This is a genomic window from Halomonas sp. B23F22_3, assembly GCF_043496965.1.
Lineage (GTDB): Bacteria > Pseudomonadota > Gammaproteobacteria > Pseudomonadales > Halomonadaceae > Halomonas.
In genome coordinates, this window is sequence record NZ_JBIEKG010000003.1 from 515,371 (window position 1) to 541,810 (window position 26,440).

Sequence of the window (26,440 nt, forward strand, 5' to 3'; positions counted from 1 at the left end):
TCGTGGCGTCTCTATGGGCAGCACAATCGAATCGGGAGCAAGCGGGATGCGGTTTCTGGGCCATTTTTCGTCGCGGGAGAGGCGCTATCGACGCCTGGTGCAGCCCCACGTGACGCATCTCGTGCACATCGCCCTGCAGCGCACGGGCCATGCGGCGCTGGCCGAGGACCTGGTGCAGGAGAGCTGCCTCACGGCCTGGGAGAAGCTCGAGGGTCTGCGCTCGGCCGAGGCGTCGCGGCCCTGGCTGGTGCGCATCCTGCTGCGCCAGATCGCCGATCATCGCCGCACCCGGGCGCGCCGCCAGGCGCTGCTGCCGATCACCGACATCGAGGAGGCGCACTGGGAGGCCATCGCCGGCGAGGCCCCGGGGCCCTTCGAGCAGGCCGTGGCGGCCCAGTCGGACGGCCGGATCGCGGCGCTGCTGCGCCGCCTGCCCGACGACTTCGCCATCGTCGTCGAGCTGCACGACCTGATGGGCTACCGCTATCGGGAGATCGCCGAGACGCTGGAGCTGCCGCTGGGCACCGTGACCAGCCGGCTGGCTCGCGGCCGGCGGTTGCTCGCCGCGCTGCTGGTCGAGGCGCCGGAGGCGGACGAGGGGCTCGGCGCAGCGGGCGCGAAGGAGGCACGTCACCATGAGTGATCACGAGCATCGGTCGCACGAGGCCCATGCCGCCTGGCTGGAGCGGGTGGCCCCCTACCTGGACGACGAGCTCATCCCCGACGAGTGCCGCGCCATGGCGCAGCATCTCGACGACTGCGAGGCGTGCCGGCGCGAGCTGGCGCGCCAGCAGGCGGTGAGCCGGCGCCTGGCGCGGTTCGGCGCCGCCGACGGGCCCTCCACCGATGCTGCCGCCCGGGAGGCCTCGGCCGAGGCAGTCAAGCGGCGGCTGAGGCAGCGGCTGCTCTCGCCCGCCTATCGCCGCAGGGGCCCTGGTCCGCTGTGGGGCTGGATGGGCTGGGCCGTCGCGGCGCTCCAGGCCTGCGTGCTGGCGGTGGTGCTGGGGTGGCCGAGCTGGGAGGCACGCCAGGGCGTGCCGATGGTGCGCGACGCCGTGGCGGACTTCCGCCAGCGGGTGAGCGGCGCGCTGCCGCCCCAGGCCTCCCGGGACACCGCCGCGCTGGCCCGCACCCTGGCGCTGCCGATCGAGGTCATCGAGGGGCCCGGCGTGGAGTTCCTCGGCGCCTGGCCGACCGCGCTGCAGGGGCAGCCGGCGGCCGCGCTGGCCTACCGGGTCGAGGCGCACACCGTGGTCCAGTACGTGGTCAGCGGGCCGCTGTTCTTCAATCGGGCGAGCGTGCGCGATGCGGTCGCCCGAGAGGGGCGCTACGTCGCCCATCTGGGCGATCAGGCCGTGGTGGGCTGGCCGGGCGACAACGCCGGCTCGCTGCTGGTGGGCGAGTTGCCCAGCGAGTCGCTGGAGCGGCTCCGGCTCTAGGCCGCCTCGGCGTAAGAAGGGGCTCAGTCCCCATAACAACCATCAAATATGGAGGTCGCACGATGACGATTCGCCACTCCCTCACGGGCGCTACCCTGGCCCTCGGCCTGGCCGGGGCGCTGACCGCTCCCCTGGCCGCCGCCCAGCCGGATGCCCCCGGGGCACGGGTCTATGCCGAGCAGTGTGCCGCCTGCCACCGTCCCGACGGCGAGGGAGTGAGCGGCGTCTTCCCGCCCCATCGCGGCCACGTCGGCGAGCTGTACGCCGCCGAGGGCAACGAGATCAGCGGGCGCGACTACCTGGCCCGGGTGCTGCTCCATGGCCTGACCGGCCCGATCGTCGTCGACGGCGAGACCTACGACGGCAACATGCCGGCCTGGGGCGAGGCGCTGGGCGCGGCACAGATCGCCGAGGTGCTCAACTATCTGCTCACCGAGATCGATCCCGCGCCCGAGGGCTTCCGCCCCTACACCGCCGAGGAGATCGCCGCGCTGCGCGACCCGGCGCTCGACGGGCGCGACGTCCATCGGCTGCGCCAGGGGCTCGAGGGCCTTGGCGCGGCGACCCCGGATGCGGCGGACGCGGCGCCGGCCGAGGTCGAGGCGACCCTCTCCCGCGAGGCGGCGTTCCCCGGGCCGGCCTATGTGGCGGTCCAGCACGGCAATGCCGTCCAGGCGCTGCCCGGCGGACAGGCCTGGCCGGGCGTGCCCGGCGCCCACTACGCTGCCCTGAGCCCCGACGGCTCGCGGCTGCTGGTCTCGGGCTTCAAGGCCGGCGATGTCTATCTGCTCGACGCCCGCAGCGGCGAACGCCTCGCCACGCTGCCGATCGGCGAGGTGGCCCAGGGGGTGAAGATCTCGCCCGACGGGCGCCTGGGCCTCGCCATGGCCCAGAAGCAGGGCGTGATGGCGGTGATCGACCTGGTCGAAGGCGAGCTGATCGAGCGGCTTCCCGTCGGTGCCGGGCCGCACAACGCCGTCTTCTCCACCGACGGCGCGCGGGCCTACGTGACCCTGCATGGCGGCGGCGCCATCGCGGTGATCGACATGGCCACCCTGACCAAGGTCGACGAGATTCCCACCCCGGGCCTGGAGACCCCCCACAACCTCGATCTCAGCGCGGATGGCCGGCGGCTGTGGATCCGCGACTTCGTCGGCCAGGCGGCGGTGCTCGACCTCGAGCGCCGCAGCGTGGTCGAGACCTTCGCCGTCGGCAACGGCCACGGCGGCATCGATGTGCTGCCCGGCGGACGCTACGTGGCGACCGGGGCGATCGCCGACTCCGTGGTGACCGTGATCGATGCGAAGGCTCTGGAGGTCGCCGCGACGGTCGAGGTCGGCACCGGCCCCCACGGGGTACGGGCCACCCAGGACGGGCGCTACCTCTACGCCACCCTGACCGCCGAGGATGCCATCGCGGTGATCGATACCGAGACCATGACGGTGGTGCGGCGCGAGCCGGTCGCCGGCGCCTTCCCGTTCTGGGTCGCCGTGCCGGGCAATCCCTGAGCCTCCGGCCGGGGGCGTGCGCGGTGCAGGCGGCGATCGGCGGCTTTGCAACGGCGTCCTCGACGGCCATGATGGCGGCTCCCCGTGACAGGAGCCGCCGCATGTCCCTGATTCCCCTGATGATCGCCGTTGCCGCCCTGGCCGGTGCCGCCCTCTCGGCGCGCGGCGTATGGCGGCGGCGCGGCGCGAGCCGTTGGCCCCAGGCGACGGCCCGGGTGACCGACACCGCGCTCGAGGAGCTCGGCTCGCCGGTGCAGAACCGCGAGAGCCCCGACCAGGCGCGGTGCTACCTGGCGCGGGTGCGCCTCGCCTATCGGGTCAAGGGCCGCGAGGTCGTCTCTGACAATGGCCGCTTCGACGGCGCGCCCACCTTCGCGAGCCGCGAGGAGGCCGAGGCCTTCCTGGCCGACTACCCGCCCGGCCGCACGCTGACGATTCGCCACGACCCGGCAGAGCCCGCCCGCGCCCTCATCGGCGCGGCGCGCCTGCCGACCCGGCGCCTCGGCCTGACGCTCTTCCTGCTGGGCGTGGCCGCCGCCGCGCTGTGGCTCGCGTGGAGCTGAGGCCCGGTCGGCTGATCCGGCGCCCCGCCCCTTATATAACGCATTGATCTTCATGCAGAAGGCCGCCAGGATAGCGGGCTTTTGCCTGGAGATGGCATGTCGCGTTATCTGCTGGCGGGGCTGCTGGCCCTCGCCCCCCTTCCCGTCTCGGCCGACGTGCTCGTCGGCAGCTGGAACATCGAACACCTCGGCTGGAACAACGACAAGGCGATGCCCCAGGTGGCCCATGTGGCCAACCACTTCGACCTGCTGGCGGTGCAGGAGCTGATGGACCCGGCGACCCTGGGGGCGCTGGAGCGCGAGCTCGAGGCGCGCTCGGGCGAGGCCTGGTCCTCCATGGCCAGCCACGCCCTGGGGCGGAGTAGCTACGAGGAGCACTACGGCTTCCTGTGGCGGGAGAGCGAGGTGGCCTATGAGGACGGGGCCGTGTTGTTCATCGATCACGGCGACGTCTTCTCGCGCGAGCCCTACTCGGCGCGTTTTCGCGACCTGGCGACCGGCGAGCGCTTCACCCTGGCCACCGTGCACGTGGTCTACGGCGACGGCGTGGGCGACCGACTGCCGGAGATCGCGGCGCTGGCCGACTACTGGCAGTGGCTCGGCGAGCTCGCGCCCGGGACACCGCGGCTGCTGGCGGGCGACTTCAACCTGCCGCCCGACCATCCGGGCTGGGCGCCGCTGCGTGCCCAGGGGGCGGTGCCGGCGATCACCGAGGGGCGCTCGACCCTGGCGACCACGGCCGGCGAGTACGCGAGCCTCTACGACAACCTCTGGTACGACGCCGAGCGCCTGACGCCGACCGAGCGGGGCATCCTGCGCTTTCCCGCCCTGCTGCCCCTGGATCACCGAGCGGCGCGCGACCGGGTCTCGGACCATGCGCCGGTCTACCTGGCGCTCAACGGCGCGCGCCTCGCGCCCATGGCGGCGGCCGGGGGCGAGGCGCTGGCGGTCGGCTCGCGAGCACGCTGCATCGATCTCAACGACAGCGACGCGACGCGGCTCGCCCAGCTCCCGCACGTGGGGCCGGCGCGGGCCGCGGACATCGTCGCCGGGCGGCCGTGGCGGGGGGCGGCCGAGCTCACCCGGATCGGCGGCATCGGCGAGGGGCGGCTGGGGGAGATCCGCCGGAGCGGCCTGCTCTGCGGCGATCGCGGCTGAGCGCCGCGGTCCTCAGATCGCCCGCTGGTTGACCCGTGCGGAGAGCGCCTCGGCGCTCTCCTTGCGCTCGGAGTAGCGGTCGGTGAGGACGTCGGTGCGGCCGCGCACCAGCCAGGTGAACTTCACCAGCTCCTCCATCACGTCGACGATGCGGTCGTAGTAGGGCGAGGGGCGCATGCGGTCGTGCTCGTCGAACTCCAGGTAGGCCTTGGGCACCGACGACTGGTTGGGGATGGTCAGCATGCGCATCCAGCGCCCCAGCACCCGCAGCTGGTTGACGCTGTTGAACGACTGGGAGCCGCCGCAGACCTGCATCACCGCGAGCGTCTTACCCTGGGTGGGGCGCACGGCGCCCAGCGAGAGCGGGATCCAGTCGATCTGCGCCTTCATGATGCCGGTCATCGCCCCGTGGCGCTCCGGTGAGCACCACACCATGCCCTCGGCCCAGGCGGCCAGCTCCCTGAGCTCGGCGACCTTGGGGTGGCTGGCCTCCTCGGCATCGGGCAGCGGCAGGCCGCGGGGGTCGAAGATGCGGGTCTCGGCGCCCATGGCCTCGAGCAGCCGCGCGGCCTCCTCCACCGCGAGGCGGCTGAAGCTGCGCGCGCGCAGCGAGCCGTAGAGCAGCAGGATCCGGGGCGGATGCCGGGGCGCCGCGCCCCCGGCGAGGGCCTCGGGGTCGGGGATGCGAAACAGCGGGCGGTCGATATTGGGCAGGTCGTGCGAAGCGGACATGGTCAGCGAAGGGCCTGATAGGGGACATATCGCCCCAACATATCTGCCATTCCATATGTAAGCAACGTCCTCCGGCCGGATCCCGGGACAGGGGGCGTCGCCGGGCGCGGGGCCCGGCGACGCGCGAGGAGGCGGTGACGGAGCTGTCGCGATCAGGCGCGCTCGGGCGTCAGCACCTGGGTGTGCAGGGCGCTGCCCGCCGCGTCCATCAGGGTGACGGTGAGGGTCTCGCTCTCGCCGTCCAGGTCGACCTGGCCGAAGAACTGGTAGCCGTCGGAGGGCGGCAGGTTGGACTGCCCGGCCGGCGGCGCCTTCTGGTAGACCACCTCGGGGCCGAAGGTGGCGTCGAGCTCGCCGGGGCCGAAGGTGCCGGCGTGCAGCGGGCCGCTGACGAATTCCCAGAAGGGCGAGAACGCCTTGAAGCCGGCGCGCTCGGGGGCGTAGTGGTGGGCCGCGGTGTAGTGCACGTCGGCGGTGAGCCAGACCACGTTGTGGATCGCCTCGTCGCGGATGGCGCGCAGCAGGTCGGCGATCTCCAGCTCGCGCCCCAGGGGCTCGCCGCCGTGGCCGTTGGCGGCCGCCTCGAAGTGCTCGCCGTCGCGCACCATCAGCCCGATCGGCATGTCGGCGGCGATGACCTTCCAGGTGGCGGTGGAGCGGCGCAGGCCGTCGAGCAGCCAGCGCAGCTGGTCCTGGCCGAGGAAGCTGGCCGCCTCGCCGCCGGCCTGCCGGTTGCGGCTGTTGGCGGCGCGGTGGCTGCGCATGTCGAGCATGAAGACCTCGAGGCCGGGGCCGTAGGCGAAGTGCCGGTGGATGCGCCCCGGGGCGTCGGGCATCTGGCGCAGCGGCGTGTATTCGAGGAAGGCGCGGCGGGCGCGGGCCGCCAGCAGGTCGACGTTCTTCTCGGTGTAGCGGGCGTCGTCGAGGAGCTCTCCCGGGTACCAGTTGTTGACGGTCTCGTGGTCGTCCCACTGGGCGAGCATCGGCACCTCGGCGTTGAAGCGCCGCACGTTGGCATCCATCAGGTTGTAGGCGTGCTGGCCGCGGAACTCGCCGAGGGTCTCGGCCACCTTGCGCTTCTCGGGGGTGACCAGGTTGCGCCAGGTCTCGCCGTTGGCCAGCGTCACGCGCTCCTCCATGGGGCCGTCGGCGTAGACGGTGTCGCCGGAGTGGATGAAGAAGTCGGGGCGCTGGCGCTGCATGGCGGCATAGGTGGTCATGCCGCCGCGCGACTCGTCGATGCCCCAGCCCTGGCCGGCGGTGTCGCCGGACCACACGAAGCGCACGTCGCGGCGGTTGGTCGGCGGCAGCCGTAGCCGGCCGGTGACCGGCTCGCTGATGGCGCGATGGTCGTCCAGGGCGGCGAAGCGCACCCGGTAGTAGGCGGTGTCCATGTCGGCGAGGCCCGTCACGTCGAGCTTGGCGGTGAGGTCGCTGGCGGGCAGCACCTCGGGGCCCCGGAGCTGGCGCGCGCCGAGAAACTCGGGGTTGTCGGCGAGTTCCACCAGCAGGCGCGAGGGGCGATCGGCACGCGCCCAGAGCATGGCGCGATCGGCGAGCATGTCGCCGCTCATCACGCCGTAGGGCAGCGTGGGGCGCCGCCCCTGGGCCAGCACGATGGAGGGGGCGGCCAGGCAGGCGCCGAGGGCGGCGCCTCCCTTCAGGCCGAGCTTCATGGCATCGCGACGCGAGATCTTCATCGGGGGCTCCTGCACGGGATCGTGGAACGGACGGTGAGGCGAGTGGCAGAAGCAGGATCGGGGCTTTCCATGACACCGGCTTGTCGGCCGCGTGACATCCCGGTGATCCGGCGAGCGTGCGCGATCGGTGGGCCGCGATGGGGCAGCGGGTGGGCATTCGGTCCCGCCATGGTGCAGGTGCGAAGTGAGCGAATGGCGATGCGCGGCGGCTGGGGGCGCTATTTTCCACTAACTCGTTGTCAAGTATGTGGTTTTTTCTGGTTGGCGCGCTTTTCGCAATTTGTTTGGCAGGATCGCCATTGGAGTGGCGATGCAACGAGTGAGCTGGCGTGCTCCCACTGGCCCCCTTCGGGGGGCCTTTTTTATGCGCGCTATACGCGCCATGCGGGGCTGGGCCCCGTGCCCGGCGGCCCGGTATGCTGGTGCCGGCGGTGGTTGCCGCCGCCGTGACCGTTATCGGCCCGACCCGACCAAGGAGTGTGCCCATGCCCGCCGAATCCCCTCGCGACCCCTCCCCGTTCGCGGCGACCCTCGCCGCCCTGGATGCCCTGCACGCCGAGGACCCGCGCCGCGTGACGGTGGCGGGCGAGTCGGTGCCCCAGGAGCTGTGGCACGCAGGAAGGATGAGCGCCTGGCTGGAGCGGCTCGAGGCGTCGCCGGATGAACTGGTGCGCCTGGCGGTGCGCGGCCAGCACCTGCAGCGCTGGCAGGTGCCGCGCGGCGACTATCCCGAGGGGCGGGTGGGCTATCTCACCTGGCGTCGCGATCAGGGGAAGCGCGCCGGCGAGACCACCGCGGCGCTGATGAGGGAGGCGGGCTATGACGACGCCTCGGCCGAGCGGGTGGCGACGCTGATTCGCAAGCAGGGGCTGGGGCGTGACGAGGGCGTGCAGGCGGTGGAGGACTGCGCCTGCCTGGTGTTCCTGGAGCACTACTTCGGCGACTTCTCCCGACAGGTCGACCACGATCACCTGATTCGCATCGTGCAGAAGACCTGGCGGAAGATGTCGCCGGACGCCCACGCGCTGGCCCTGGCGCTGCCGATGACCGCCGAGGCCCGTGGGCTGGTCGAGGAGGCCCTGGCCGGCTGAGGCGCCGGCAGGACCTCATGGTCGTCAGGCTCGGCGGCCCGAGGCTCGAGGCGCGATCAGGCCCTCAGTCTGCCGTCAGCGGACGCGCGGCGTTGAGGTAGGCCATGCCGTTGAGGCGCACGCGCTCGCGGTCGACGCTCTCCGAGCCCAGGTGGACCTCCTCGAGGGAGGCGGCCATGGTGTCGACCTCGGCATCGAGGCGGGCCAGGGCGTTCTCCAGGGTGTAGGTGAGCTCATGGACGGTGCCCAGGTCGCGATTGCTCAGCTCGTCCTTGGCCAGCAGTTCGGTCAGCCGCGCGTTGTAGTCGCTGAGGTTGGTCAGCGCCTCCTCGAGGGTGCGCGAGGGCTCGCCCGCGAAGTGGTCCGGGCCCTCGGCGTGGGCGGTGGTGGCGAGCAGGCCGGTGCAGAGCGCGGTGAGCAGCAGGTTCTTCATGCGGGGGATCCTTGGTGCAAATGAGAATTTATCGCACGAATACGCTACCACCCGCCCCTGCGCCTGACAATCATTATCGTTCGCTATCCTGTCGCGTTTGATCCGGGTCAACGCCGGGCTCGTCGCCGAACTGCACCGTCAGGCTCTCGTCGCTCTCACACGGCTTGCCGTGGCGCAGGGTGAGGCGCCGCCGGGTCAGGTTCATCACCACCGAGAAGAGCGTCTCCATGCGCTCCTCCGCGGGCTGGTCGGGGTTGAAGTGGCGACAGATCGAGAGCGGCGCGCCGTCATGGTCGCCGAGCAGCGCGAAGAGCTCCCCCTCGCCGATCTCGCCCTGCGCCTGGCGAAGCAGGGCGTCCAGCCGCGCCAGGCGGGGGCGGGAATCGGCCCGCGGGAAGTCCTCGACCCGCTCGGCGCCGCCGCCGGCATACAGATGATTGGTGTGGGTGACCACGCCGTCGTCGGGGGAGAGGATGCCGGGTTCGCCGGGATGCACCTCGAGGCCCAGCGCCCGACCGTCGCCCTGGGCGATGAGGAAGTGGGCCGGCGAGCAGACCCGGTCATGGCGTGCCACCGCCGCGGCGTCGTCCAGGTCGCGGCACTCCAGGATCTTGCGCAGGGCGACGTGGATGGGCAGGCCCTCACCGCAGGTACGGGAGCGGATGGCGTTGAGGCAGACCCCGAGCCCGTGCTCGTTCATGCCGATCTTGGCCACCATGCCGGCCTCGCCGATGCTGATCAGCGCCGGGGCGTCGTTCACGTCGATCTCCAGCGCCACCACGTTGTGCAGCTGATCGCTGCGCCAGTCCCAGTTCTGGGCCAGCCACTGGGTACCGTCGCGGGCGAGGGCGAAGGCCGAGCAGCCGCCGCTGGCCTGGGTCAGCGAGATCTCGCTGCGGCAGTTGAGGGTCAGGATATCGGTGAGGTCCAGGCCCGCGCCCCGGGCGATGCCCTCCATCTCCTCGAGGATCGCCGGGAAACCGCGCTCGATCATCGGCAGGAAGCGCTCCGCCACGCGGCGCGCCCGGGCCCAGTCGAGACCCACGAAGTCCTGGAAGAGCCGGTCGTAGACCGCGAGGCTCTGGGTGATGCGTTCGGCATGGGCGCGACCGTGGGCCTCGCCGATCTCGGTCCGGCTGCCGGTCAGGGGAGTGATATGCATGGTGACCTCGCGACTCGCTGCGCTTCGACAGGGTCACTGTAGCACTCGGCGGGCGCCCGCAGCGTGGGGCCGGTCGGGGCGGGGCGGGAGGTGCGGCGCAGGGCGCCCAGGGGGAGCGCTGAGGGAGAGCCGGTCAGCGAGCAGCGCTCGGAACCAGGCGGCGCCGGCCGAGGCCGGCGCCGCAGGGATCAGCTCTTGCCGGGGGCGTTGTAGATGCCCTCGTCGAGCTCACCCTCGCTCTTGCCGACCAGGGTGGTGACCATCAGGTCGCCGGCCACGTTGACGCTGGTGCGCGCCATGTCGAGGATGCGGTCGATGCCGGCGATCACCGCGATCGCCTCCAGCGGCAGGCCGATCTGGGCCATGACGATGGAGAGCATCACCAGGCCCGCGCCGGGCACGCCGGCGGTGCCGATGGAGGCCAGGGTGCCGGTCACGATGATCATGCCGTAGTCCATCATGCTGAGCTCGACGCCCAGCAGCTGGGCGATGAACACCGCCACCACGCCCTGGTAGATGGCCGTGCCATCCATGTTGATGGTGGCGCCCACCGGCAGCACGAAGCCGGCCACGCCCTCGGAGACGCCGAGGTTCTTCTGGGCGCAGCGCAGCGAGACCGGCAGGGTGCCGGAGGAGGAGGCCGAGGAGTAGGCCACCACCAGGGCGTCGAGGATGCCCTGCAGGTAGCGCACCGGGTTGAGGCGGCCGAGCAGCGCCAGCAGGCCGGAATAGACGATCAGCACGTGCAGCACGCTGGCGAGGTAGGCCACGCCGATGACCTTGGCCAGCGGCAGCAGCACCTCGAGGCCGTAGCTGCCCGAGACGTGGGCGATCAGGCCGAACACGCCGAACGGGGCGAGGGCCATGACGAAGCTGGTCAGCTTGTACATCGCCTCGGCGAAGCTCTCGAAGACGCGCACGACCGGCTCGCCCTTCTCGCCGATCAGGGTCAGCGAGATGCCGAGCCCGATGGCGAAGACGATGATCTGCAGGATGTTGCCGTTGGCCAGGGCATCGATGGGGTTCTGGGGCACCAGGCCGACCAGGATCTCCACCAAGCTCGGGGCCTCCTTGGCCTCGACGCCGGACTCGAAGCTCATCTCCAGGCCCACGCCGGGCTGGAAGAGCAGCGAGGCGAGCAGGCCGATGGCGATGGCGAAGGCGGTGGTGATCAAGTACAGCCCGATGGTGCGCACGCCGATGCGGCCCATCTTCTGCGGGTCGCGCATCGCCGTGATGCCCACCACCAGGGTGGAGAACACCAGCGGCACGATCAGCATCTTGATGGCGCTGATGAAGACGTCACCGATGGGCTTGAAGACGCTGGCGTCCTCGCCCATCAGCGCGCCGGCGAGGATGCCGAGCGCCAGGCCGGCGAGGATCTTCTGCCACAGGGGAATGCGCCGCCACACGCTGGTGGAGGCGGTCGTCGAGGGACTGGTCACGTCGGTGCTCCTTTCTGCAAAACAGCTTTTATGTGGTGATTGTCAGTTCGGGAAAGCGATTCTACAGAAAGAAAAACCATTAATCCTTATTTAAACGAGCGTCCTACTGGCGAGATGAGACCCGCGCCGCGGGCCGTCCGGGGGCTCACAGCACCTCGTCGAGCAGCCCCAGGAAGGCGGCCCAGGACTTCTCGTCCGCCCGCGCCTGGTAGCGCTCGCTGCCGAAGACGGTGAAGGCGTGGGGGGCGCCGGAGTAGATCTCGATCTCGTAGGGGGTACCGGCGGCCTCGAGCTCCTGGCCCAGGGACGCGACGTCATCCAGCGAGATCGAGGCGTCGGCGCCGCCGTGGGCGACCAGGATCGGCGCGGTGTCGGCGCGATAGCCCTGGCCCTCGGGGGTGGCCAGGCCGCCGTGGAAGGTGGCGAAGCCTGCCATCTCCCCGGCTGCGTCCGAACGGGCGAGCTCCAGCACCACTGCCCCCCCGAAGCAGTAGCCCATGACCACCACCGGGCCGGCGGCGCCCTGGGCGCGCGCCTCCTCGAGGCCGGCCAGGGTCAGGCGGCGCATGCGCTCGCGATCCTCGTAGAGTCGCGCGGTCTCGGCCTTCTTGGCGTCCGTCTCCACCGGGCGATTGCCCTGGCCGTAGAGGTCGATGGCGAAGGCGTCGACGCCCAGCTCGGCGAGCATGTCGGCGCGCCGGCGCTCGTAGTCGGTGAGGCCGTCCCAGTCGTGGACGATCAGCACGGTGCCGCGGGATTCATCCGGGGCGCTCGCCAGGTAGCCGGCGAAGGCCTCGCCGTCCACGGCGTAGTCGATCTCCTGGCCGCCGGGCTGATCGGCCTGGGCATGGCTCATAAGAAACGTGAGGGGCGTGATGAGGGCAAGGGCGAGGGGCGTCAGGCGTGGCGTCATGGTGACCTCTTGGCGGTTGGGAACGGCTCTCAGTATAGGTCGGGGGCCATGGTTGCGTTGAAGCGCGTGTTCGAACGCTTAAGCACGGGGGATCCGGCATGGCGATCAAGGACTTGCCACCCACCGGCGGGGCCGAAGCGTTGGCAGCGCCGGCTTGTGTTTTGCTCCTCGGCCTTCCAGATTGGGATGTGTGATTCATGCAGTTCATGATCCGAGCAACCAGAGCGAGACCAACAATCATGAAGAAACGCGTTCTAGCGACGGCGGTGGCGGCGACGACCCTGGCCCTTTCCGGCATGGCGCAGGCCGAGGTCAAGGTCGGCTTCCTGGGTGGCTTTACCGGCGGCATCGAGAGCCTGACCCCGCCGATCTTCGACGGCGCCCAGCTGGCGGTGAACCAGGTCAACGAGCAGGGTGGCCTGCTGGACGGCCAGGAACTGGTGATGCCCACCGGCGATACCACCTGCTCCGATGCCTCGGCCGCCTCGAATGCCGCCGACCGCATGGTCAACACCGAGCAGGTCACCGCCATCGTCGGGGCGCTGTGCACCGGCGCGACCATCGCCGCGGCCAACAACGCCGCCGTGCCGGGCGGGGTGACCATGGTCTCGCCGGCCTCCACGGCCCCGGCCGTCACCGATCTCGATGACAACGACCTGGTGTTCCGCACCGTGCCTTCGGACGCCTTTCAGGGCGAGATGCTCGCCAAGCTGCTGATCTCCAAGGGCATCGAGGAAGTCGTCGTCACCTACGTCAACAACGACTACGGCCGCGGCCTCTCCGAGGCGTTCACCGCGGCCTTCGAGGCCGAGGGCGGCATGGTGGCGGAGAACCTCGCCCACGAGGACAACCGCGCCGACTACCGCTCGGAGCTGGGCACCCTCTCGTCCACCGGCGTGCCGAACCTGGTGGTGCTGGCCTACGCCGACACCTCCGGCCAGACGGTGGTGCGCCAGGCCTACGAGAGCGGCATGTTCACCCAGTACATCGGGGCCGACGGCATGGTCGGCGACAGCCTGGTCGAGGCCATCGGCGCCGACGTGCTCGACGGCATGATCGCCACCCGCCCGGGCAGCCCCGAACTGCCGGGCACCGAGATGTTCCAGGCCCAGGCCGAGGAGGCCGGCATCGACCCCAGCGCGGTGTTCGCCGCCCAGGCCTACGACGCCGCCTTCCTGCTGGCGCTGGCCATCGAGCAGAACGGCAGCGCCGAGCGTGAGGGGCTCAACGAGGCGCTGCGCAGCGTGGCCAGCGCCCCCGGTGAGGTGATCCTGCCCGGTGAGTGGGAGAAGGCGGTGGAGCTGATCGCCGCCGGCACCGAGATCAACTACGAGGGCGCCTCGGGCACCCACGAGTTCGATGCCAACGGCGACGTGCCGGGCGTGGTGCTGGAGATGGTGATCGAGGACGGCAGCTTCACCAGCAAGGGCTACGTCGACCTCTGAGCAACGCGCCTGCGCTAGGCGGGAGCGACCGAACGAAGGCCCCGGCGGGAAACCGCCGGGGCCTTTCTCGTGTGTGGCCTCGGAACGGGGCCATTAAGTTAGTTCTATATTTAACAATAAATCTTGATATACATCATGTAACGCCGTCGCCCGATCCCGACAATGGGCTGACGTGCGGCATCGGCTCGCCAAGCACGGCGTCAGCATCGAACTCATGCTATCCACGATTCCCTACTCCTGGCTGTCGCCGTCGGCCAGGCCGCTGGTCGATGACCAGCGCGAGCCGCCGCGGCTCGCACGCTCGCGATCCCTAGCCATTTCCGTTTCCCCGGGAGACCCAATAATGAACAATGCCTCCGCCGCACCCCCTCGGTTTCGCCTGCTGCGGTGCGTGACCGACAGCCTGCAGGTAAAGATCCTGCTGCTGGTCCTGATGCCGCTGATTCTCTCCTCCTCCTGCCTGCTCCTGCTCGAGGGGTATGGCAGTTTTCAGGCCAATCGGGAACAGGTCGAGCAGCAGCGAGAGCTGCTGCTCGAGGCCCGCCAGCGCGGCGTGCGGGGGCACGTCGAGCTCGCCACGTCCATGGTGGAGCGGATCGCGGCCACGGTGCCCGACCCCGAAGAGGCGAAACGACGCGCCCTGGAGATGCTGGAGGGACTGCGTTTCGAGGGCGACAATTACATCTTCGCCTTCGAGTCGAACGGCCACATGCTGGTGCAGCCGGCGGCGCCCGATACGGTGGGCACCAACATGCTCGGGGCCACCGACGCCAACGGCATTCACATGATCCGCGACATGGCCCAGCTGGCGGCGGCGGGCGGCGGCTCCTATCGCTATGAGTGGCCGGACCCCGAGACCGGCAAGCCTGAGCCCAAGCACTCCTATGTCGCCTCCGTCGAGCCCTGGGGCTGGGTGATCGGGGCCGGCGTCTATGTCAGTGATATCGAGGCGGCCATGGCCGGGATCGAGGCGGCGGCCGAGGAGTCGCTCATCACCGCCCTGGTCCGGCTGTGGAGCCTGGGCACCGTGGCCAACCTGATCATTGCGGCCTTCGCGATGTGGTTGGCGCGGCGGACGGTCAAGCAGGTGCGCTACACGGCCTCGACCATCAAGGAGATCGCCAGCGAGGTGGCGGCCGGCCGGGGGGATCTGACCCGGCGCCTGAGCGTGCGCAGCCGCGATGAGATCGGCGAACTGGGCGAGCAGTTCAACGCCTTCCTCGAGCGCATGCAGTCGATGCTGCGCGACGTGCGCCACGGTGCCAACGCGGTCTCCCTGGCGGCCAACGATATCGCCCAGGGCAGCGAGGAGCTGGCGGCACGCACCGACCAGGCCGCGGCCAGCCTGCAGCAGACCTCCTCGGCCATGGAAGAGATCACGTCCACGGTGGAGAACAACGCCAGCCACACCGAGCAGGCCGACAAGCTGGTGACCGCCACCTCCGGCGTCGCCCAGCAGGGCCAGGCGGCCATGCTGGGCGTCGAGAAGACCATGGGCGACATCAATCGCTCGTCATCGCAGATCGGCGATATCGTCTCGATGATCGACTCCATCGCCTTCCAGACGAATATCCTGGCGCTCAACGCCTCGGTCGAGGCGGCGCGCGCCGGTGAGCACGGTCGCGGCTTCGCCGTGGTGGCCCAGGAGGTGCGCAAGCTCGCCCAGCGCTCGGCGGAGGCGGCCAGCGAGATCAAGGGCCTGATCGAGTCGTCGGTCGCGCTCTCCCAGGATGGCACCCGGATCGTGCAGCAGGCCGGCGAGACCATGCGCGAGATCTTCGACCGTGTGGGACAGGTGACGGCCGTGATCTCCGAGATCAACGCCGGGTCGCGCGAGCAGAGCGCCGGCATCGCGGAGGTCAACACGGCCGTCAATCAGCTCGATACCATGACCCAGCAGAACGCCACCATGGTCGAGCAGAGCGCCGACACGGCGGCCCAGATGCGCCGTCAGGCCGAGCAGCTCAGCGGCCTGATCAGCAGCTTCGTACTGGGCGATGAGCGCGAGGATGGCAGCCACCCCGCCGGATCGGCACCTTCATCCGCCTCGATCACGCCAGCGCCCGGCGAGGCGTCGCCCGGCGAGGCGTCGCCGCGCTCGCGTGCATCCAGGGCCGCTGCGGTGGCGCCTGAGCCCGAGTGGGAAGCCTTCTAGCGGCAGCCGGCCCGGTCGGGAGGTGACGACCGGGCCCGGCACTGCGGGGGAGAGATCGATGCCAGCGGCCCGGGACGCCTGTCCCGGGCCGCTGGCGTGTCAGGCCACGTGCTTGACCTTTTCCGGCAGCAGCCCCTTGGGCGCGAAGCGCAGCACCAGGGTGATCAGCAGCCCGATCACGAACACCCGCGCCTGCAGCGCCCGGCTGTCCATGTTGGTGGGGGCCTCCCAGCCGAAGGCGCCCTCGCCGAAGGAGACGGCCAGCTCCATCAGGAACAGCGCCAGCGGCTCGGACATGATCCAGATGATGTAGACCGCCACGGCGCCGAAGATGGTGCCCAGGTTGTTGCCGGGCCCGCCCAGGATGACCATCACCAGCACCAGGAAGGTGTGGTTGAGCGGCAGGTAGCCCTGGGGATCGAACATGCTGTTGAAGCTCGCCAGGGCGGCGCCGCCGATGCCCATCAGGATGCAGCCCAGCACGAAGATCTCCAGGCGACGCCGGTTGATGTCCTTGCCCATGGCGGCGGCGGAGAGCTCGTTGTCGCGGATGGCGCGGATCATCCGTCCCCAGGGGGCGTGATAGGCGCGACTCAGCAGGAAGAAGATCACCGCGATCATCACCGCGGTCACCGACAGGTACATCGCCCGGGCCAGGGTGAAGCCGACGGCCTCCGGGCCCGGCACTGGCCAGGGCAGCGGCGAGACGGTGGCGGTGCCGCGCGTCAGCCAGTCGGAGTTCTTGAGGAAGGCCTTGATGATCTCGGCGATGCCCAGGGTCGCGATCGCCAGGTAGTCGCTGCGCAGCCCCAGGCAGACCCGGCCGATGAAGAAGCCCACGCCGCCGGCCAGCGCGCCGCCGACGATCCAGCCGACGCCGACCGGCAGGCCGAGGCCGCCGATGAAGCCGGCCCGGGACTCGATCTGGTCGGTCACGTCGCGCAGGGCGTTGATCACCACCAGGTAGAGCACCACCCCGAGCGCCACGGCGATGATCGTGCGCAGCCGCTTCGGCACCCCGATCCGGTCGAGCCGGGTGGCGCCGAGCACGACGAGGATGGCGGCGACCATGTAGAGCAGCACCCGGCCGAGCTCGCCGGGCAGCTCGCTGCCCCAGAACGCCTCGTTGACAGGAATGCTGAAGAACATGGCGCTGAAGCCGCCCAGGGCCACGAAGCCCATCACCCCGGCGTTGAACTGGCCCGCGTAGCCCCACTGGATGGTCAGGCCGAGGGCCAGGATGGCGTAGCAGGCGGCCTCCACCAGCATGCGCGTGCTGTAGGCGCCGCCCATCACGGCGTAGACGCCGAGCACGGCCGCCAGCAGGGCGACGAAGAGCAGCATTTCCCGCAGCGGCAGGCGGCTGGGGGCGGCGACGATATCGGCGCGTTTCGTGTCCATCAGATCACCTTGCCCTTGAAGATGCCGGTGGGGCGCCACACCAGGATGACGACCAGGATGAAGAAGGGCACCACGATCTTGTACTCGGTGCCGACGAAGGCGAGGTTGCCGGCCTGGGTCAGCCACTCCGGCAGGCTGTCGCGGAAGGGCCTGAGCAGCACGCTCCAGTTGAACACCGCCAGGGTCTCGGCGAAGCCCACCACGAAGCCCCCGGCCACGGCCCCGAAGGGGTGGCCCACGCCGCCGACGATGGCGGCGGCGAAGATCGGCAGCAGCAGGAAGAAGCTGAGGTCGGGCTTGAAGGTGACGTCCAGCGACAGCAGGGTGCCGGCGATGGCGGCGAGCCCGCCGGCGATGACCCAGGTCACGGCGACGATGGTGTTGGTGTTGATGCCCGAGGCCTGGGCCAGGTCGGGGTTGTCGGACATGGCGCGCATCGCCTTGCCTAGCCGCGAGCGGGTCAGGAAGAAGTGCAGCCCCACCACGGCGGCGAGGGTGATCACGAAGAGCCAGAGCTGCGGCTCGGTAATCACCACCGGCGCCCGTACGCCCTCGAAGGGCAGGGCGAGGCGGAAGATCTCCTTGCGGTCGTCGACGTAGAGGCTCGACCCGCCGGTGCCCGAGAACAGCCGGATCAGGCCCTGCAGCATCAGGGTCACCCCCAGCGAGCCGATCACCAGCACGATGGGCTTGACCCCGTGGGCGCGCAGCGGCTTGTAGAAGGCGCGATCGATGCCCACCGCGAGCAGCGCGGTGAGCGCCATGGCCACCGGCAGCAGCACCAGGGCGGCGGGCACGCCGAAGGCCGCCCCGGCCCCAGGGAAGGCGCTGGCCAGCAGCAGCACCATGAAGGCCCCGAAGGTCATCATGTCGCCATGGGCGAAGTGGGCGAAGCGCATGATGCTGAAGATCAGCGTCACGCCCACCGCGCCGATGGCGTAGATCGAGCCGGTCACGCTGCCGGCGATCACCACGTTGTTGATAAAGAAGACGAGTTCGTTCACGGATGGATTCTCCAGGTCGGGCGCCGGACTAGCCGCCGAGGAAGCTCTTGGCGACGTCCGGGTCGGCCAGCAGCGCGGCCCCGGTATCGGTGAAGCGATTCTGGCCGGCGGCCAGCACGAAGCCCTTGTCGGCGATGCCGAGCGCCTGCTTGGCGTTCTGCTCTACCATCAGGATGCCCACGCCGGCCGAGTTGACCAGCTTCACCTGCTCGAAGATCTCGTTCATGTAGAGCGGCGAGAGGCCGGCGGTGGGCTCGTCGAGCAGCAGCAGGCTGGGCTCGGCCATCAGCGCCCGGCCCATGGCCACCATCTGACGCTGGCCGCCGGAGAGCTCGCCGGCCGGCTGGTGGCGCTTGTCATGGAGCGGCGGGAAGAAGTCGTAGACCTGGGCCAGCATGCGCTTGACGTTGCCCGGCTTGAGGAAGGCGCCCATCTCCAGGTTCTCCTTCACCGTGAGGCTCGGGAAGACGTTGTTCTCCTGGGGCACGAAGCCCATCCCCTTCTGCACCAGCTTGTTGGGGGGCAGGTTGTGGATCGGCTCGCCGCGCAGCAGGATCTCGCCCTGGCTGACGTGGAGCAGGCCGAACACGGCCTTGAGCATGGTGGACTTGCCGGCCCCGTTGGGACCGACGATCACGCCGATCTGGTCGGACTCGATGGCCATGTCCACCCCGTTGAGGATGTTCATGCCGCCGTAGCCACCGTGCACGTTGCGTGCGTCGAGTAATGGCATGGTCAGTCGTTCTCTGCGTTCGTTATCGTTATTGGCGGCGTCCCGCGTCGCGGGACGCCGTGCCCCCGTGGAGGCATCGGCACGTCGGTCAGCTGGCGGCGCCCCAATCAGCTGGCAGCGCCGAAGTAGGCCTCGATGACCTCGGGATTGTTCTGGATCTCCTCGATGCTGCCCTCGACCATCACGCTGCCCTGGGCCAGCACGATCACCGGGTCGCAGAGCCGGGCGATCATGTCCATGTCGTGCTCGATGACCAGGAAGGTGTAGCCCATCTCGCGATTGAGCCGCTCGATGTTGGTGACGAGATCGCCGAGCAGGGTACGGTTGACGCCGGCGGCGATCTCGTCGAGCAGCACCACCCGGGCGTCGGTCATCATGGTGCGGCCGAGCTCGAGGAGCTTCTTCTGGCCGCCGGAGAGGTTGCCGGCGAGCTCGTTGCGCACGTGGTGCAGGCCGATGAAATCGATCACCTCCAGGGCCCTGCGGCGCACCTCGGTCTCCTCGCGGTGCACCAGGCCTGGGGTGAACCAGGCGGCGAACAGGCTCTCGCCGGCCTGCGCCGGCGGCACCATCATCAGGTTCTCCAGCGCCGTCATGTGGGAGAACTCGTGGGCGATCTGGAAGGTGCGCAGCAGTCCCCGGTGGAACAGCGCGTTGGCCGGCTGGTTGGTGATGTCGTCGCCGTCGAGCAGGACCCGCCCGCTGTCCAGCGGCAGGGCCCCGGCGATGATGTTGAACAGCGTCGACTTGCCGGCCCCGTTGGGGCCGATCAGGCCGGTGATCGAGCCCTTCTCCACCTGGATCGAGCAGTCATTGATGACCTTGAGGCCCCCGAAGGCCTTGTTGACGTGCTGTACATCGATGATGGCGGCCATGGCGGATTCCGTTGGTTGTTGTTCTGGTGTTTCTGCGCCGACGTGGCGGCGCCTACTGCTGCTGGCTGTCGTCGGCGAGGAAGGTGCGACCCGCGGCGAAGGCGCCGACGATCACCACGGCGCCGATGGCCGGGATCAGGTAGCCCTCCACCTGGGGGATGCTGCGCAGGAAGACGAAGGCCACCGCCGCCGGCGCCACGAAGCGCACCAGGAAGCGCCAGATGCGGAACCAGCGCTCGTTGGTGTGCATCTCCTTCATCACCTCGGAGTGGGTCAGCGCCCAGCCGGCGAACAGCGCGATCATCAGGCCGCCCAGCGGCATGAAGATATTGGTCAGCATCTCGATGAAGCCGAAGGCGCTGCGCCCGAACAGGGTGTGGAAGAGGGTGCCCTCGGCCCAGAGGTTGAAGCTGACCACGGTGAGCAGCCCCAGCGCCCAGCTGGCGATGACCATCAGGGTCACGGCCTGGGGGCGGGTCAGGTCGAAGCGCTCGACCAAGAAGGCCGCCACCGGCTCGATCAGCGAGATCGACGAGCTGATCGCCGCGCCCAGCACCAGGATGAAGAAGACGCCGCCGACCAGCGCCCCGCCCGGCATCTCGGCGAACGCCAGCGGCAGGGTGACGAACATCAGGCCGGGGCCCTCGCCGGGGTTCAGACCGGAGCCGAAGACCAGCGAGAAGATCGCCAGGCCGGCCACCATGGCCACCGCGGTATCCACGATGGCGATGGCGAAGGCGGTGCGGGTCAGCGACGACTCGCCCGGCATATAGGCGCCGTAGGCCATGATCGCGCCCATGCCGAGGCTCAGGGTGAAGAACGACTGCCCCATCGCCTCGAGCCAGCCCTCGAGGCTCAAGTCGGCCAGGTTGAAGGTGAACAGGAAGTTCGCCGCGGCGCCGATGTCGCCGACCACGGCACCATAGCCCAGCACCACCAGCAGGATCACGAACAGCGACGGCATCAGCAGGCGCAGGCCCGACTCGATGCCCTTGTGGATGCCGAGGCCCACGATCAGCGCCGAGGCGGCGATGAACAGGGTGTGGTAGAGCGTCAGCAGCATCGGCGAGGCGAGCAGCGCATCGAAGCTCTGGCCGGCACCGGCGGCGTCGATCTCGGCCATCCCGCCGGTCAGCATCAGCCCGGTGTAGTGGATCGCCCAGCCGGCGATCACCGAGTAGAAGCTCAGGATCAGGAAGGCGGAGGCGGCCCCCAGCCAGCCGATGGACTCCCAGGCGCGGGAGGTCTGATGGGTGCGGGTGAGAAAGCGCATGCCCATGATCGGGCTGCGCCGGCTGTTGCGGCCGAGCATGATCTCGGCGATCAGGATGGGGATGCCCACGGCGAAGATGGTCAGGGCGTAGACCAGGATGAAGGCGCCGCCGCCGTTCTCGCCGGTCAGGTAGGGGAAGCGCCAGAGGTTGCCGAGCCCGACGGCCGAGCCGACGGCGGCCAGCAGGAAGGTGCCCTTGTGGGTCCAGACGTTGTGCGTGCTCATGGAATTCCAGGATTGCCTAAGTGGGCCTTGTGAGCCTGTGCCGCCAACTTTGCGGCACGCGGGCCTTGCTGGCTAGTGGGCCAGCGTTTAGCAGCCGTTGGCGGCGCCCGGTGGTCACCGCCGCCGGGATCAGTCCTCGGGCTCTTCCGGCTCTTCCGACTCCTCGGGGTGACGAGGTTCGAGGGCGCGGTAAGCGTCGGGCAGGCGCACCGTGTCGCCCAGCGAGAGATCCCCGGCGGCCTGCTGGCGCCGCCCGTTGTCGTCGGCGATCAGCGCCACCACCTCGCCGATGCTGGTCTCCTCGACCCGGGCCGCGACCTTCACCCTGACGGTGAACCCCCGGTAGCTGGCCGAGAGGATGCTGCCGCGCTCGGGCGGGCGGTAGTCGTCGGGATGGTCGGCATAGTAACGCAGGACGCTCCGCTCGCCGGGATCGTCCCACTCCACATGCTTGTGCATGACGGTACTCCTTGGGTGGGGGGTGTGCCTCCAGCATAGCCGTCGCCGGGGCACAGGGCCGTGGGCGGCGGCCACAAACGACAGAGCCCGCCGAAGGGGCGGGCTCTGGCGATGGCGGGCCGGCTTACTTCTTGCTGGCGCGCTTGCGCTCGTTCTCGGTCAGGTGCTTCTTGCGCAGGCGGATGTGGCTGGGGGTGACTTCCACCAGCTCATCGGAATCGAGGAATTCGATGGCCTGCTCGAGCGTGAAGTTGATCGGCGGGGTCAGCACGATGTTCTCGTCGTTGCCCGTGGAGCGCATGTTGTCGAGCTTCTTGCCCTTGGTGGGGTTGACCACCATGTCGTTGGCGCGGTTGTTGATACCGATCAGCATGCCCTCGTAGACCTCGGTGGCATGGTCGATGATCAGCTTGCCGCGGTCCTGCAGGGCGTAGAGCGCGTAGGCCAGCGCCTTGCCGGGGACCATGGAGACCAGCACGCCGTTGCGCCGCTCGATGGAGGCGTCCGGCTTGAGCGGGCCGTAGTGGTCGAAGCGGCTGGTGAGGATGCCGGTGCCGGAGGTCAGGGTCAGGAACTGGCCACGGAAGCCGATCAGCCCGCGGGCGGGGATGATGAAGTCCAGACGCACGCGACCCTTGCCGTCCGGGTTCATGTTGACCAGCTCACCCTTGCGGTAGCCGAGCTCCTCCATGACGGAGCCCTGGTGCTGCTCCTCACAGTCGATGATCACTTCCTCGTAGGGCTCCTGCTTCTCCCCGTCGATCTCACGGATGATCACCTCGGGACGGCCCACGGCCAGCTCGAAGCCTTCGCGGCGCATGCTCTCGATCAGCACCGAGAGGTGCAGCTCGCCGCGACCGGAGACGATGAACTTCTCCGGGCTGTCGCCCTGCTCGACCCGCAGCGCCACGTTGTGGATCAGCTCCTGGTCGAGGCGATCCTTGATGTTGCGGCTGGTGACGAACTTGCCGTCCTTGCCGGCGAAGGGCGAGTCGTTGACCTGGAAGGTCATAGAGACGGTCGGCTCGTCGACGGTCAGCGCCGGCAGGGCCTCGACGGCGGCCGGATCACACAGGGTGTCGGAGATCGCCAGGTTGTCGATGCCGGTGATGCAGATGATATCGCCGGCGGTGGCCTCGTCGGTCTGCACCCGCTCCAGGCCGAGGTGGGTCATGACCTGGCCGATCTTGCCCTTGCGCTCCTTGCCTTCCTTGCTGATCACGGTGATCTGCTGGTTCGGCTTGACGGAGCCGCGGCTGATGCGGCCCAGGCCGATGACGCCGACGTAGCTGGAGTAGTCCAGCGCCGAGATCTGCATCTGGAAGGGGCCGTCGAGCTCGACCTTGGGCGGCTCGACGATGTCGACGATGGACTGGAACATCGGCGTCATGTCGTCGGCCAGCTGATCCGGCTCCGGCCCGGCGATGCCGTTGAGGGCCGAGCAGTAGATGATCGGGAAGTCGAGCTGCTCATCGCTGGCGCCGAGGTTGTCGAACAGGTCGAAGATCTGGTCGATGACGTAGTCGGGGCGCGCGCCGGGGCGGTCGATCTTGTTGACCACGACGATCGGCTTGAGGCCCTGATCGAAGGCCTTCTGGGTCACGAAGCGGGTCTGTGGCATGGGGCCGTCGACCGCGTCGACCAGCAGCAGCACGGAGTCGACCATCGACATGACGCGCTCGACCTCGCCGCCGAAGTCGGCGTGTCCGGGGGTGTCGACGATGTTGATGTGGTAGTCCTGGCCGTCGGGGGCCTGCCAGCGGATCGCCGTGTTCTTGGCCAGGATGGTGATGCCGCGCTCCTTCTCCTGGTCATTGGAGTCCATGATGCGCTCCTGCCCCTCGGCCTTGCGGTCGAGAGTGCCGGACTGGCTGAGCAGTTTGTCGACCAGGGTGGTCTTGCCGTGGTCGACGTGAGCGATGATGGCGATGTTGCGAAGATTCTCGATCACGACGGGATCCTGCTGACAAAATTGGGGCCGCATTATAGGGGCAGGGCGATGACGGCTACCAGCTTTGTCGCCGTGAATCTTCCGTCACGACCAGATATCAGTGGCTTGGGAGCGGTCGTAAGGCGCGGGAATGCGCCATTCAGGCGTCGACGGCGGTGACGCGTGCCTGGCAGGCATGCAGGCGGGCGATGAGGTCGGGCAGGGCCTCGCCGTCCAGCGACGGGTCGCAGCCACCGATGCGCTCGAACCAGGCGCGGGAGACGCAGAGGGTGTCGGCGAGGGGCTGGTGGCGCAGGCGTTGCCAGAACAGCGTCAGCCGGTTGGGGCGCGCGGTGGTCAGCACCACGGCGTCCCGGCCGTGGTGCTCGATGTCGGCCAGGGTATCCACCAGCCAGCCCGGGGAGATGAGCCGCCCCGAGGCCGGGAACAGCAGGACATCGCCCTGGCTGTGAGCGACCGCCGTGTTGAGGCGGTCGCCGAGGGGGGTGCCCTCGGTGACGATCAGGCGGACATCGTGGCGGCTGGTCATGCGCAGCAGGCGTGCATCGCCGGTATCGTCGGCCAGCAGTACCTCGAGGCGCAGGTCGCGGCGCTGTCGCAGGGGCCTCAGCGCCGCCAGGCGGCGCGGAAGGCCGGCACCCGAGGCGCGGGCATCGAGGATGATGCTGCAGACGATCATGCTCGGGTCGCCTCCCATGGTAGGGCGCAGGGCTCTGAGATGGCGCTCACTCCAGGACCCACGCCACCGCTCCGGAGCCCGCGCCACCCCGGTCGGCGCCGCCATGTAAACGAGTGTAGTTTTTGGTGTTAACACGTATCAACGGACGTCCGACTGATATTTCTGTGTCGCGGACATGACCTTCCGACTGCGTCGGGCATGAGGGAGGTCATCGCTGACCCGCCGGCAAAGCGAATGTCGGCCGAGGAGTGCGATTCAATCTGGTGCGCAAGGCGGTCTTTTTGCACCCTTGTGGTGCGATAAGGCGATCAAGAGGTCATCCCACCGGTGAGAATGGCGATCCTGGTGCATGCTTTTGCGAGAGATGGTCGAGTAAAGCCTATGTCTATCAATGGGTTGTGATTTTTATGCCGCCCGGTGGTGCAAGGTTGGCACGCAGCCTGCATTGTTCCTGGCATGGCCATGATGCGGCAGGGTGGTCGTGGGCACCGGCCCGGCGGCATGCTACAACGTCGTTGGAACTAGCCCGCGCCATTGCCCTGCAACCGCTCACACTTTTCAGCCCAGCTCACTGTGGAGGACCTATGTCCGAGAAGACGCTCGCCCTGATTGAAGAACACGACGTGAAGTGGATCGACCTGCGCTTCACCGATACGCGCGGCAAGGAACAGCACGTGACCATCCCGGCCCGTGACGTCGACGAGGAGTTTTTCGAGAACGGTCAGATGTTCGACGGCTCCTCCATCTCCGGCTGGAAGGGCATCAACGAGTCCGACATGATCCTGCGCCCGGAAGACGGCTCCGGCTTCCTCGACCCCTTCACCGAAGATGCCACCCTGGTGCTGCGCTGCGACATCATCGAGCCGGCCACCATGCAGGGCTACGAGCGCGACCCGCGCTCCATCGCCAAGCGCGCCGAGGCCTTCCTGCAGTCCTCTGGCCTGGGCGACACCGCCTTCTTCGGTCCGGAGCCCGAGTTCTTCATCTTCGACGAGGTGCACTGGAAGTCCGATATCGAGGGCTCCATGTACAAGATCTCCTCCGAAGAGGGCGCCTGGTCCACCGATCGTCCGGTGGAGGGCGGTAACCTCGCCCACCGTCCGCGGGTCAAGGGCGGCTACTTCCCGGTGCCGCCGGTGGACAGCTTCCACGACATCCGCGGCGCCATGTGCAACACCCTCGAGGCCATCGGCCAGTCGGTCGAGGTGCACCACCACGAGGTGGCCAACGCCGGCCAGAACGAGATCGGCGTGAAGTTCAACACCCTGGTCAAGAAGGCCGACGAGGTCCAGGAGATGAAGTACGTGATCCACAACGTGGCTCACGCATACGGCAAGACCGCGACCTTCATGCCCAAGCCGCTGGTCGGCGACAACGGCAGCGGCATGCACGTGCACCAGTCGTTCTGGAAGGACGGCACCAACCAGTTCGCCGGCGACGAGTACGCGGGTCTCTCCGAGATGGCGCTCTACTACATCGGCGGCATCATCAAGCACGCGCGTGCCCTGAACGCCTTCACCAACGCCTCCACCAACTCTTACAAGCGTCTGGTGCCGGGCTTCGAGGCGCCGGTGATGCTGGCTTACAGCGCCCGTAACCGCTCCGCCTCCATCCGTATCCCCTATACCGCGAGCCCCAAGGGCAAGCGCGTCGAGGCCCGCTTCCCGGACCCGACCGCCAACCCCTACCTGTGCTTCGCGGCGATGCTGATGGCCGGCATCGACGGCATCCGCAACAAGATCCACCCCGGCGATGCCATGGACAAGAACCTCTATGACCTGCCGCCGGAAGAGGGCAAGTCGATCCCGACCGTGGCCGAGAGCCTGGACCAGGCCCTCGAGGCGCTGGACGCCGACCGCAGCTTCCTCACCGAGGGTGGCGTCTTCACCGACGACATGATCGATGCCTACATCGAGCTGCTCGAGGAAGACGTGGAACGCATCCGCATGACCACGCACCCGATCGAGTTCGACATGTACTACAGCTGCTGATCCCGCGGCGCCCCGGCGCCGCCCCAGCATCGAAAGAGGCACGCCCCCGGGCGTGCCTCTTCTTTTGGTGCGGCTTTTTTTGGTGCGGCTTTTTTGCGGGGCCGG

General features: G+C 69.1%; 23 protein-coding genes. 9 read left to right on the forward strand and 14 right to left on the reverse strand.

What is annotated here, in order from left to right; translation table 11 throughout:
* Positions 1 to 46 precede the first annotated feature (46 nt).
* The 5 genes from ACGTNG_RS08800 to ACGTNG_RS08820 all read left to right on the forward strand — a co-directional run bounded on the left by ACGTNG_RS08800 (position 47) and on the right by ACGTNG_RS08820 (position 4,668).
* Positions 47 to 643 carry an RNA polymerase sigma factor gene (locus ACGTNG_RS08800; protein WP_394576638.1) on the forward strand — a complete coding sequence of 199 codons (597 nt, stop codon included), beginning with the start codon at positions 47 to 49 and terminating at the stop codon, positions 641 to 643.
* Positions 636 to 1,439: a zf-HC2 domain-containing protein gene (locus ACGTNG_RS08805; protein ID WP_394576639.1), complete on the forward strand. Its 804-nt coding sequence runs from the start codon at positions 636 to 638 to the stop codon at positions 1,437 to 1,439. Before ACGTNG_RS08800 ends, ACGTNG_RS08805 begins: the two co-directional genes overlap by 8 nt.
* A gap of 62 nt (positions 1,440 to 1,501) precedes the next feature.
* Positions 1,502 to 2,947 (forward strand): cytochrome D1 domain-containing protein, encoded by a 1,446-nt coding sequence (locus ACGTNG_RS08810; protein ID WP_394576640.1) that lies wholly within the window; start codon positions 1,502 to 1,504, stop codon positions 2,945 to 2,947.
* Positions 2,948 to 3,048: 101 nt separating this feature from the next.
* Entirely contained in the window at positions 3,049 to 3,510 is a 462-nt protein-coding gene (locus ACGTNG_RS08815; RefSeq protein WP_394576641.1) for a DUF3592 domain-containing protein, read from the forward strand.
* Between the two features lie 96 nt (positions 3,511 to 3,606).
* On the forward strand, positions 3,607 to 4,668 hold the full coding sequence (locus ACGTNG_RS08820; protein ID WP_394576642.1) for an endonuclease: 1,062 nt from the start codon (positions 3,607 to 3,609) through the stop codon (positions 4,666 to 4,668).
* A 12-nt stretch (positions 4,669 to 4,680) separates the two neighbouring features.
* Here ACGTNG_RS08820 and arsH read toward each other — a convergent pair whose 3' ends face one another.
* Together arsH and ACGTNG_RS08830 are read right to left on the reverse strand one after the other, a co-directional pair.
* On the reverse strand, positions 4,681 to 5,400 hold the full coding sequence (gene arsH, locus ACGTNG_RS08825; protein WP_394576643.1) for an arsenical resistance protein ArsH: 720 nt from the start codon (positions 5,398 to 5,400) through the stop codon (positions 4,681 to 4,683).
* A 152-nt stretch (positions 5,401 to 5,552) separates the two neighbouring features.
* A complete protein-coding gene (locus ACGTNG_RS08830; protein WP_394576644.1) occupies positions 5,553 to 7,100 on the reverse strand; it encodes an alkaline phosphatase D family protein in 1,548 nt (515 codons plus the stop codon).
* Positions 7,101 to 7,585: 485 nt separating this feature from the next.
* On the opposite strand from ACGTNG_RS08830, the gene ACGTNG_RS08835 reads away from it, so the two are divergent.
* Entirely contained in the window at positions 7,586 to 8,191 is a 606-nt protein-coding gene (locus ACGTNG_RS08835) for a DUF4202 domain-containing protein (RefSeq protein ID WP_394576645.1), read from the forward strand.
* Positions 8,192 to 8,255: 64 nt separating this feature from the next.
* On the opposite strand, the gene ACGTNG_RS08840 is transcribed toward ACGTNG_RS08835, so the two are convergent.
* The 4 genes from ACGTNG_RS08840 to ACGTNG_RS08855 all read right to left on the reverse strand — a co-directional run bounded on the left by ACGTNG_RS08840 (position 8,256) and on the right by ACGTNG_RS08855 (position 12,144).
* The gene (locus ACGTNG_RS08840) at positions 8,256 to 8,624 is read right to left on the reverse strand and encodes a DUF6746 family protein (RefSeq protein WP_394576646.1); all 369 of its coding nucleotides are present in this window, start codon (positions 8,622 to 8,624) and stop codon (positions 8,256 to 8,258) included.
* A gap of 73 nt (positions 8,625 to 8,697) precedes the next feature.
* Positions 8,698 to 9,786: a C45 family autoproteolytic acyltransferase/hydrolase gene (locus tag ACGTNG_RS08845; protein WP_394576647.1), complete on the reverse strand. Its 1,089-nt coding sequence runs from the start codon at positions 9,784 to 9,786 to the stop codon at positions 8,698 to 8,700.
* A 188-nt stretch (positions 9,787 to 9,974) separates the two neighbouring features.
* On the reverse strand, positions 9,975 to 11,231 hold the full coding sequence (locus ACGTNG_RS08850) for a dicarboxylate/amino acid:cation symporter (protein ID WP_394576648.1): 1,257 nt from the start codon (positions 11,229 to 11,231) through the stop codon (positions 9,975 to 9,977).
* Positions 11,232 to 11,376: 145 nt separating this feature from the next.
* The gene (locus ACGTNG_RS08855; protein ID WP_394576649.1) at positions 11,377 to 12,144 is read right to left on the reverse strand and encodes a dienelactone hydrolase family protein; all 768 of its coding nucleotides are present in this window, start codon (positions 12,142 to 12,144) and stop codon (positions 11,377 to 11,379) included.
* Positions 12,145 to 12,380: 236 nt separating this feature from the next.
* Between ACGTNG_RS08855 and ACGTNG_RS08860 the strand changes: the two genes are divergently transcribed.
* Entirely contained in the window at positions 12,381 to 13,589 is a 1,209-nt protein-coding gene (locus tag ACGTNG_RS08860; RefSeq protein WP_394576724.1) for an ABC transporter substrate-binding protein, read from the forward strand.
* A 343-nt stretch (positions 13,590 to 13,932) separates the two neighbouring features.
* Complete coding sequence (locus ACGTNG_RS08865; protein ID WP_394576650.1) at positions 13,933 to 15,744, forward strand: methyl-accepting chemotaxis protein; 1,812 nt, start codon at positions 13,933 to 13,935, stop codon at positions 15,742 to 15,744.
* A 99-nt stretch (positions 15,745 to 15,843) separates the two neighbouring features.
* Here the strand turns inward: ACGTNG_RS08865 and ACGTNG_RS08870 are convergent, their stop codons facing one another.
* The 8 genes from ACGTNG_RS08870 to ACGTNG_RS08905 all read right to left on the reverse strand — a co-directional run bounded on the left by ACGTNG_RS08870 (position 15,844) and on the right by ACGTNG_RS08905 (position 24,344).
* Positions 15,844 to 17,145 (reverse strand): branched-chain amino acid ABC transporter permease, encoded by a 1,302-nt coding sequence (locus ACGTNG_RS08870; protein WP_394576651.1) that lies wholly within the window; start codon positions 17,143 to 17,145, stop codon positions 15,844 to 15,846.
* On the reverse strand, positions 17,145 to 18,149 hold the full coding sequence (locus ACGTNG_RS08875) for a branched-chain amino acid ABC transporter permease (RefSeq protein WP_394576652.1): 1,005 nt from the start codon (positions 18,147 to 18,149) through the stop codon (positions 17,145 to 17,147). Before ACGTNG_RS08875 ends, ACGTNG_RS08870 begins: the two co-directional genes overlap by 1 nt.
* 28 nt (positions 18,150 to 18,177) lie before the next feature.
* Entirely contained in the window at positions 18,178 to 18,882 is a 705-nt protein-coding gene (locus ACGTNG_RS08880) for an ABC transporter ATP-binding protein (protein WP_394576653.1), read from the reverse strand.
* A gap of 107 nt (positions 18,883 to 18,989) precedes the next feature.
* Positions 18,990 to 19,757 carry an ABC transporter ATP-binding protein gene (locus ACGTNG_RS08885; RefSeq protein ID WP_394576654.1) on the reverse strand — a complete coding sequence of 256 codons (768 nt, stop codon included), beginning with the start codon at positions 19,755 to 19,757 and terminating at the stop codon, positions 18,990 to 18,992.
* Positions 19,758 to 19,809: 52 nt separating this feature from the next.
* Positions 19,810 to 21,255, reverse strand: coding sequence for a sodium-dependent transporter (locus ACGTNG_RS08890; protein ID WP_394576655.1), 1,446 nt, complete (start codon positions 21,253 to 21,255; stop codon positions 19,810 to 19,812).
* Between the two features lie 129 nt (positions 21,256 to 21,384).
* Entirely contained in the window at positions 21,385 to 21,714 is a 330-nt protein-coding gene (locus ACGTNG_RS08895; RefSeq protein ID WP_394576656.1) for a hypothetical protein, read from the reverse strand.
* A gap of 124 nt (positions 21,715 to 21,838) precedes the next feature.
* Positions 21,839 to 23,665, reverse strand: coding sequence for a translational GTPase TypA (gene typA / locus ACGTNG_RS08900; protein ID WP_394576657.1), 1,827 nt, complete (start codon positions 23,663 to 23,665; stop codon positions 21,839 to 21,841).
* 139 nt (positions 23,666 to 23,804) lie between these two features.
* Positions 23,805 to 24,344, reverse strand: a complete 540-nt coding sequence (locus ACGTNG_RS08905; protein ID WP_394576658.1) for a glycosyltransferase family A protein — start codon at positions 24,342 to 24,344, stop codon at positions 23,805 to 23,807.
* 584 nt (positions 24,345 to 24,928) lie between these two features.
* Between ACGTNG_RS08905 and glnA the strand changes: the two genes are divergently transcribed.
* On the forward strand, positions 24,929 to 26,335 hold the full coding sequence (gene glnA, locus ACGTNG_RS08910) for a glutamate--ammonia ligase (protein ID WP_394576659.1): 1,407 nt from the start codon (positions 24,929 to 24,931) through the stop codon (positions 26,333 to 26,335).
* The last annotated feature ends 105 nt before the right edge of the window (positions 26,336 to 26,440 follow it).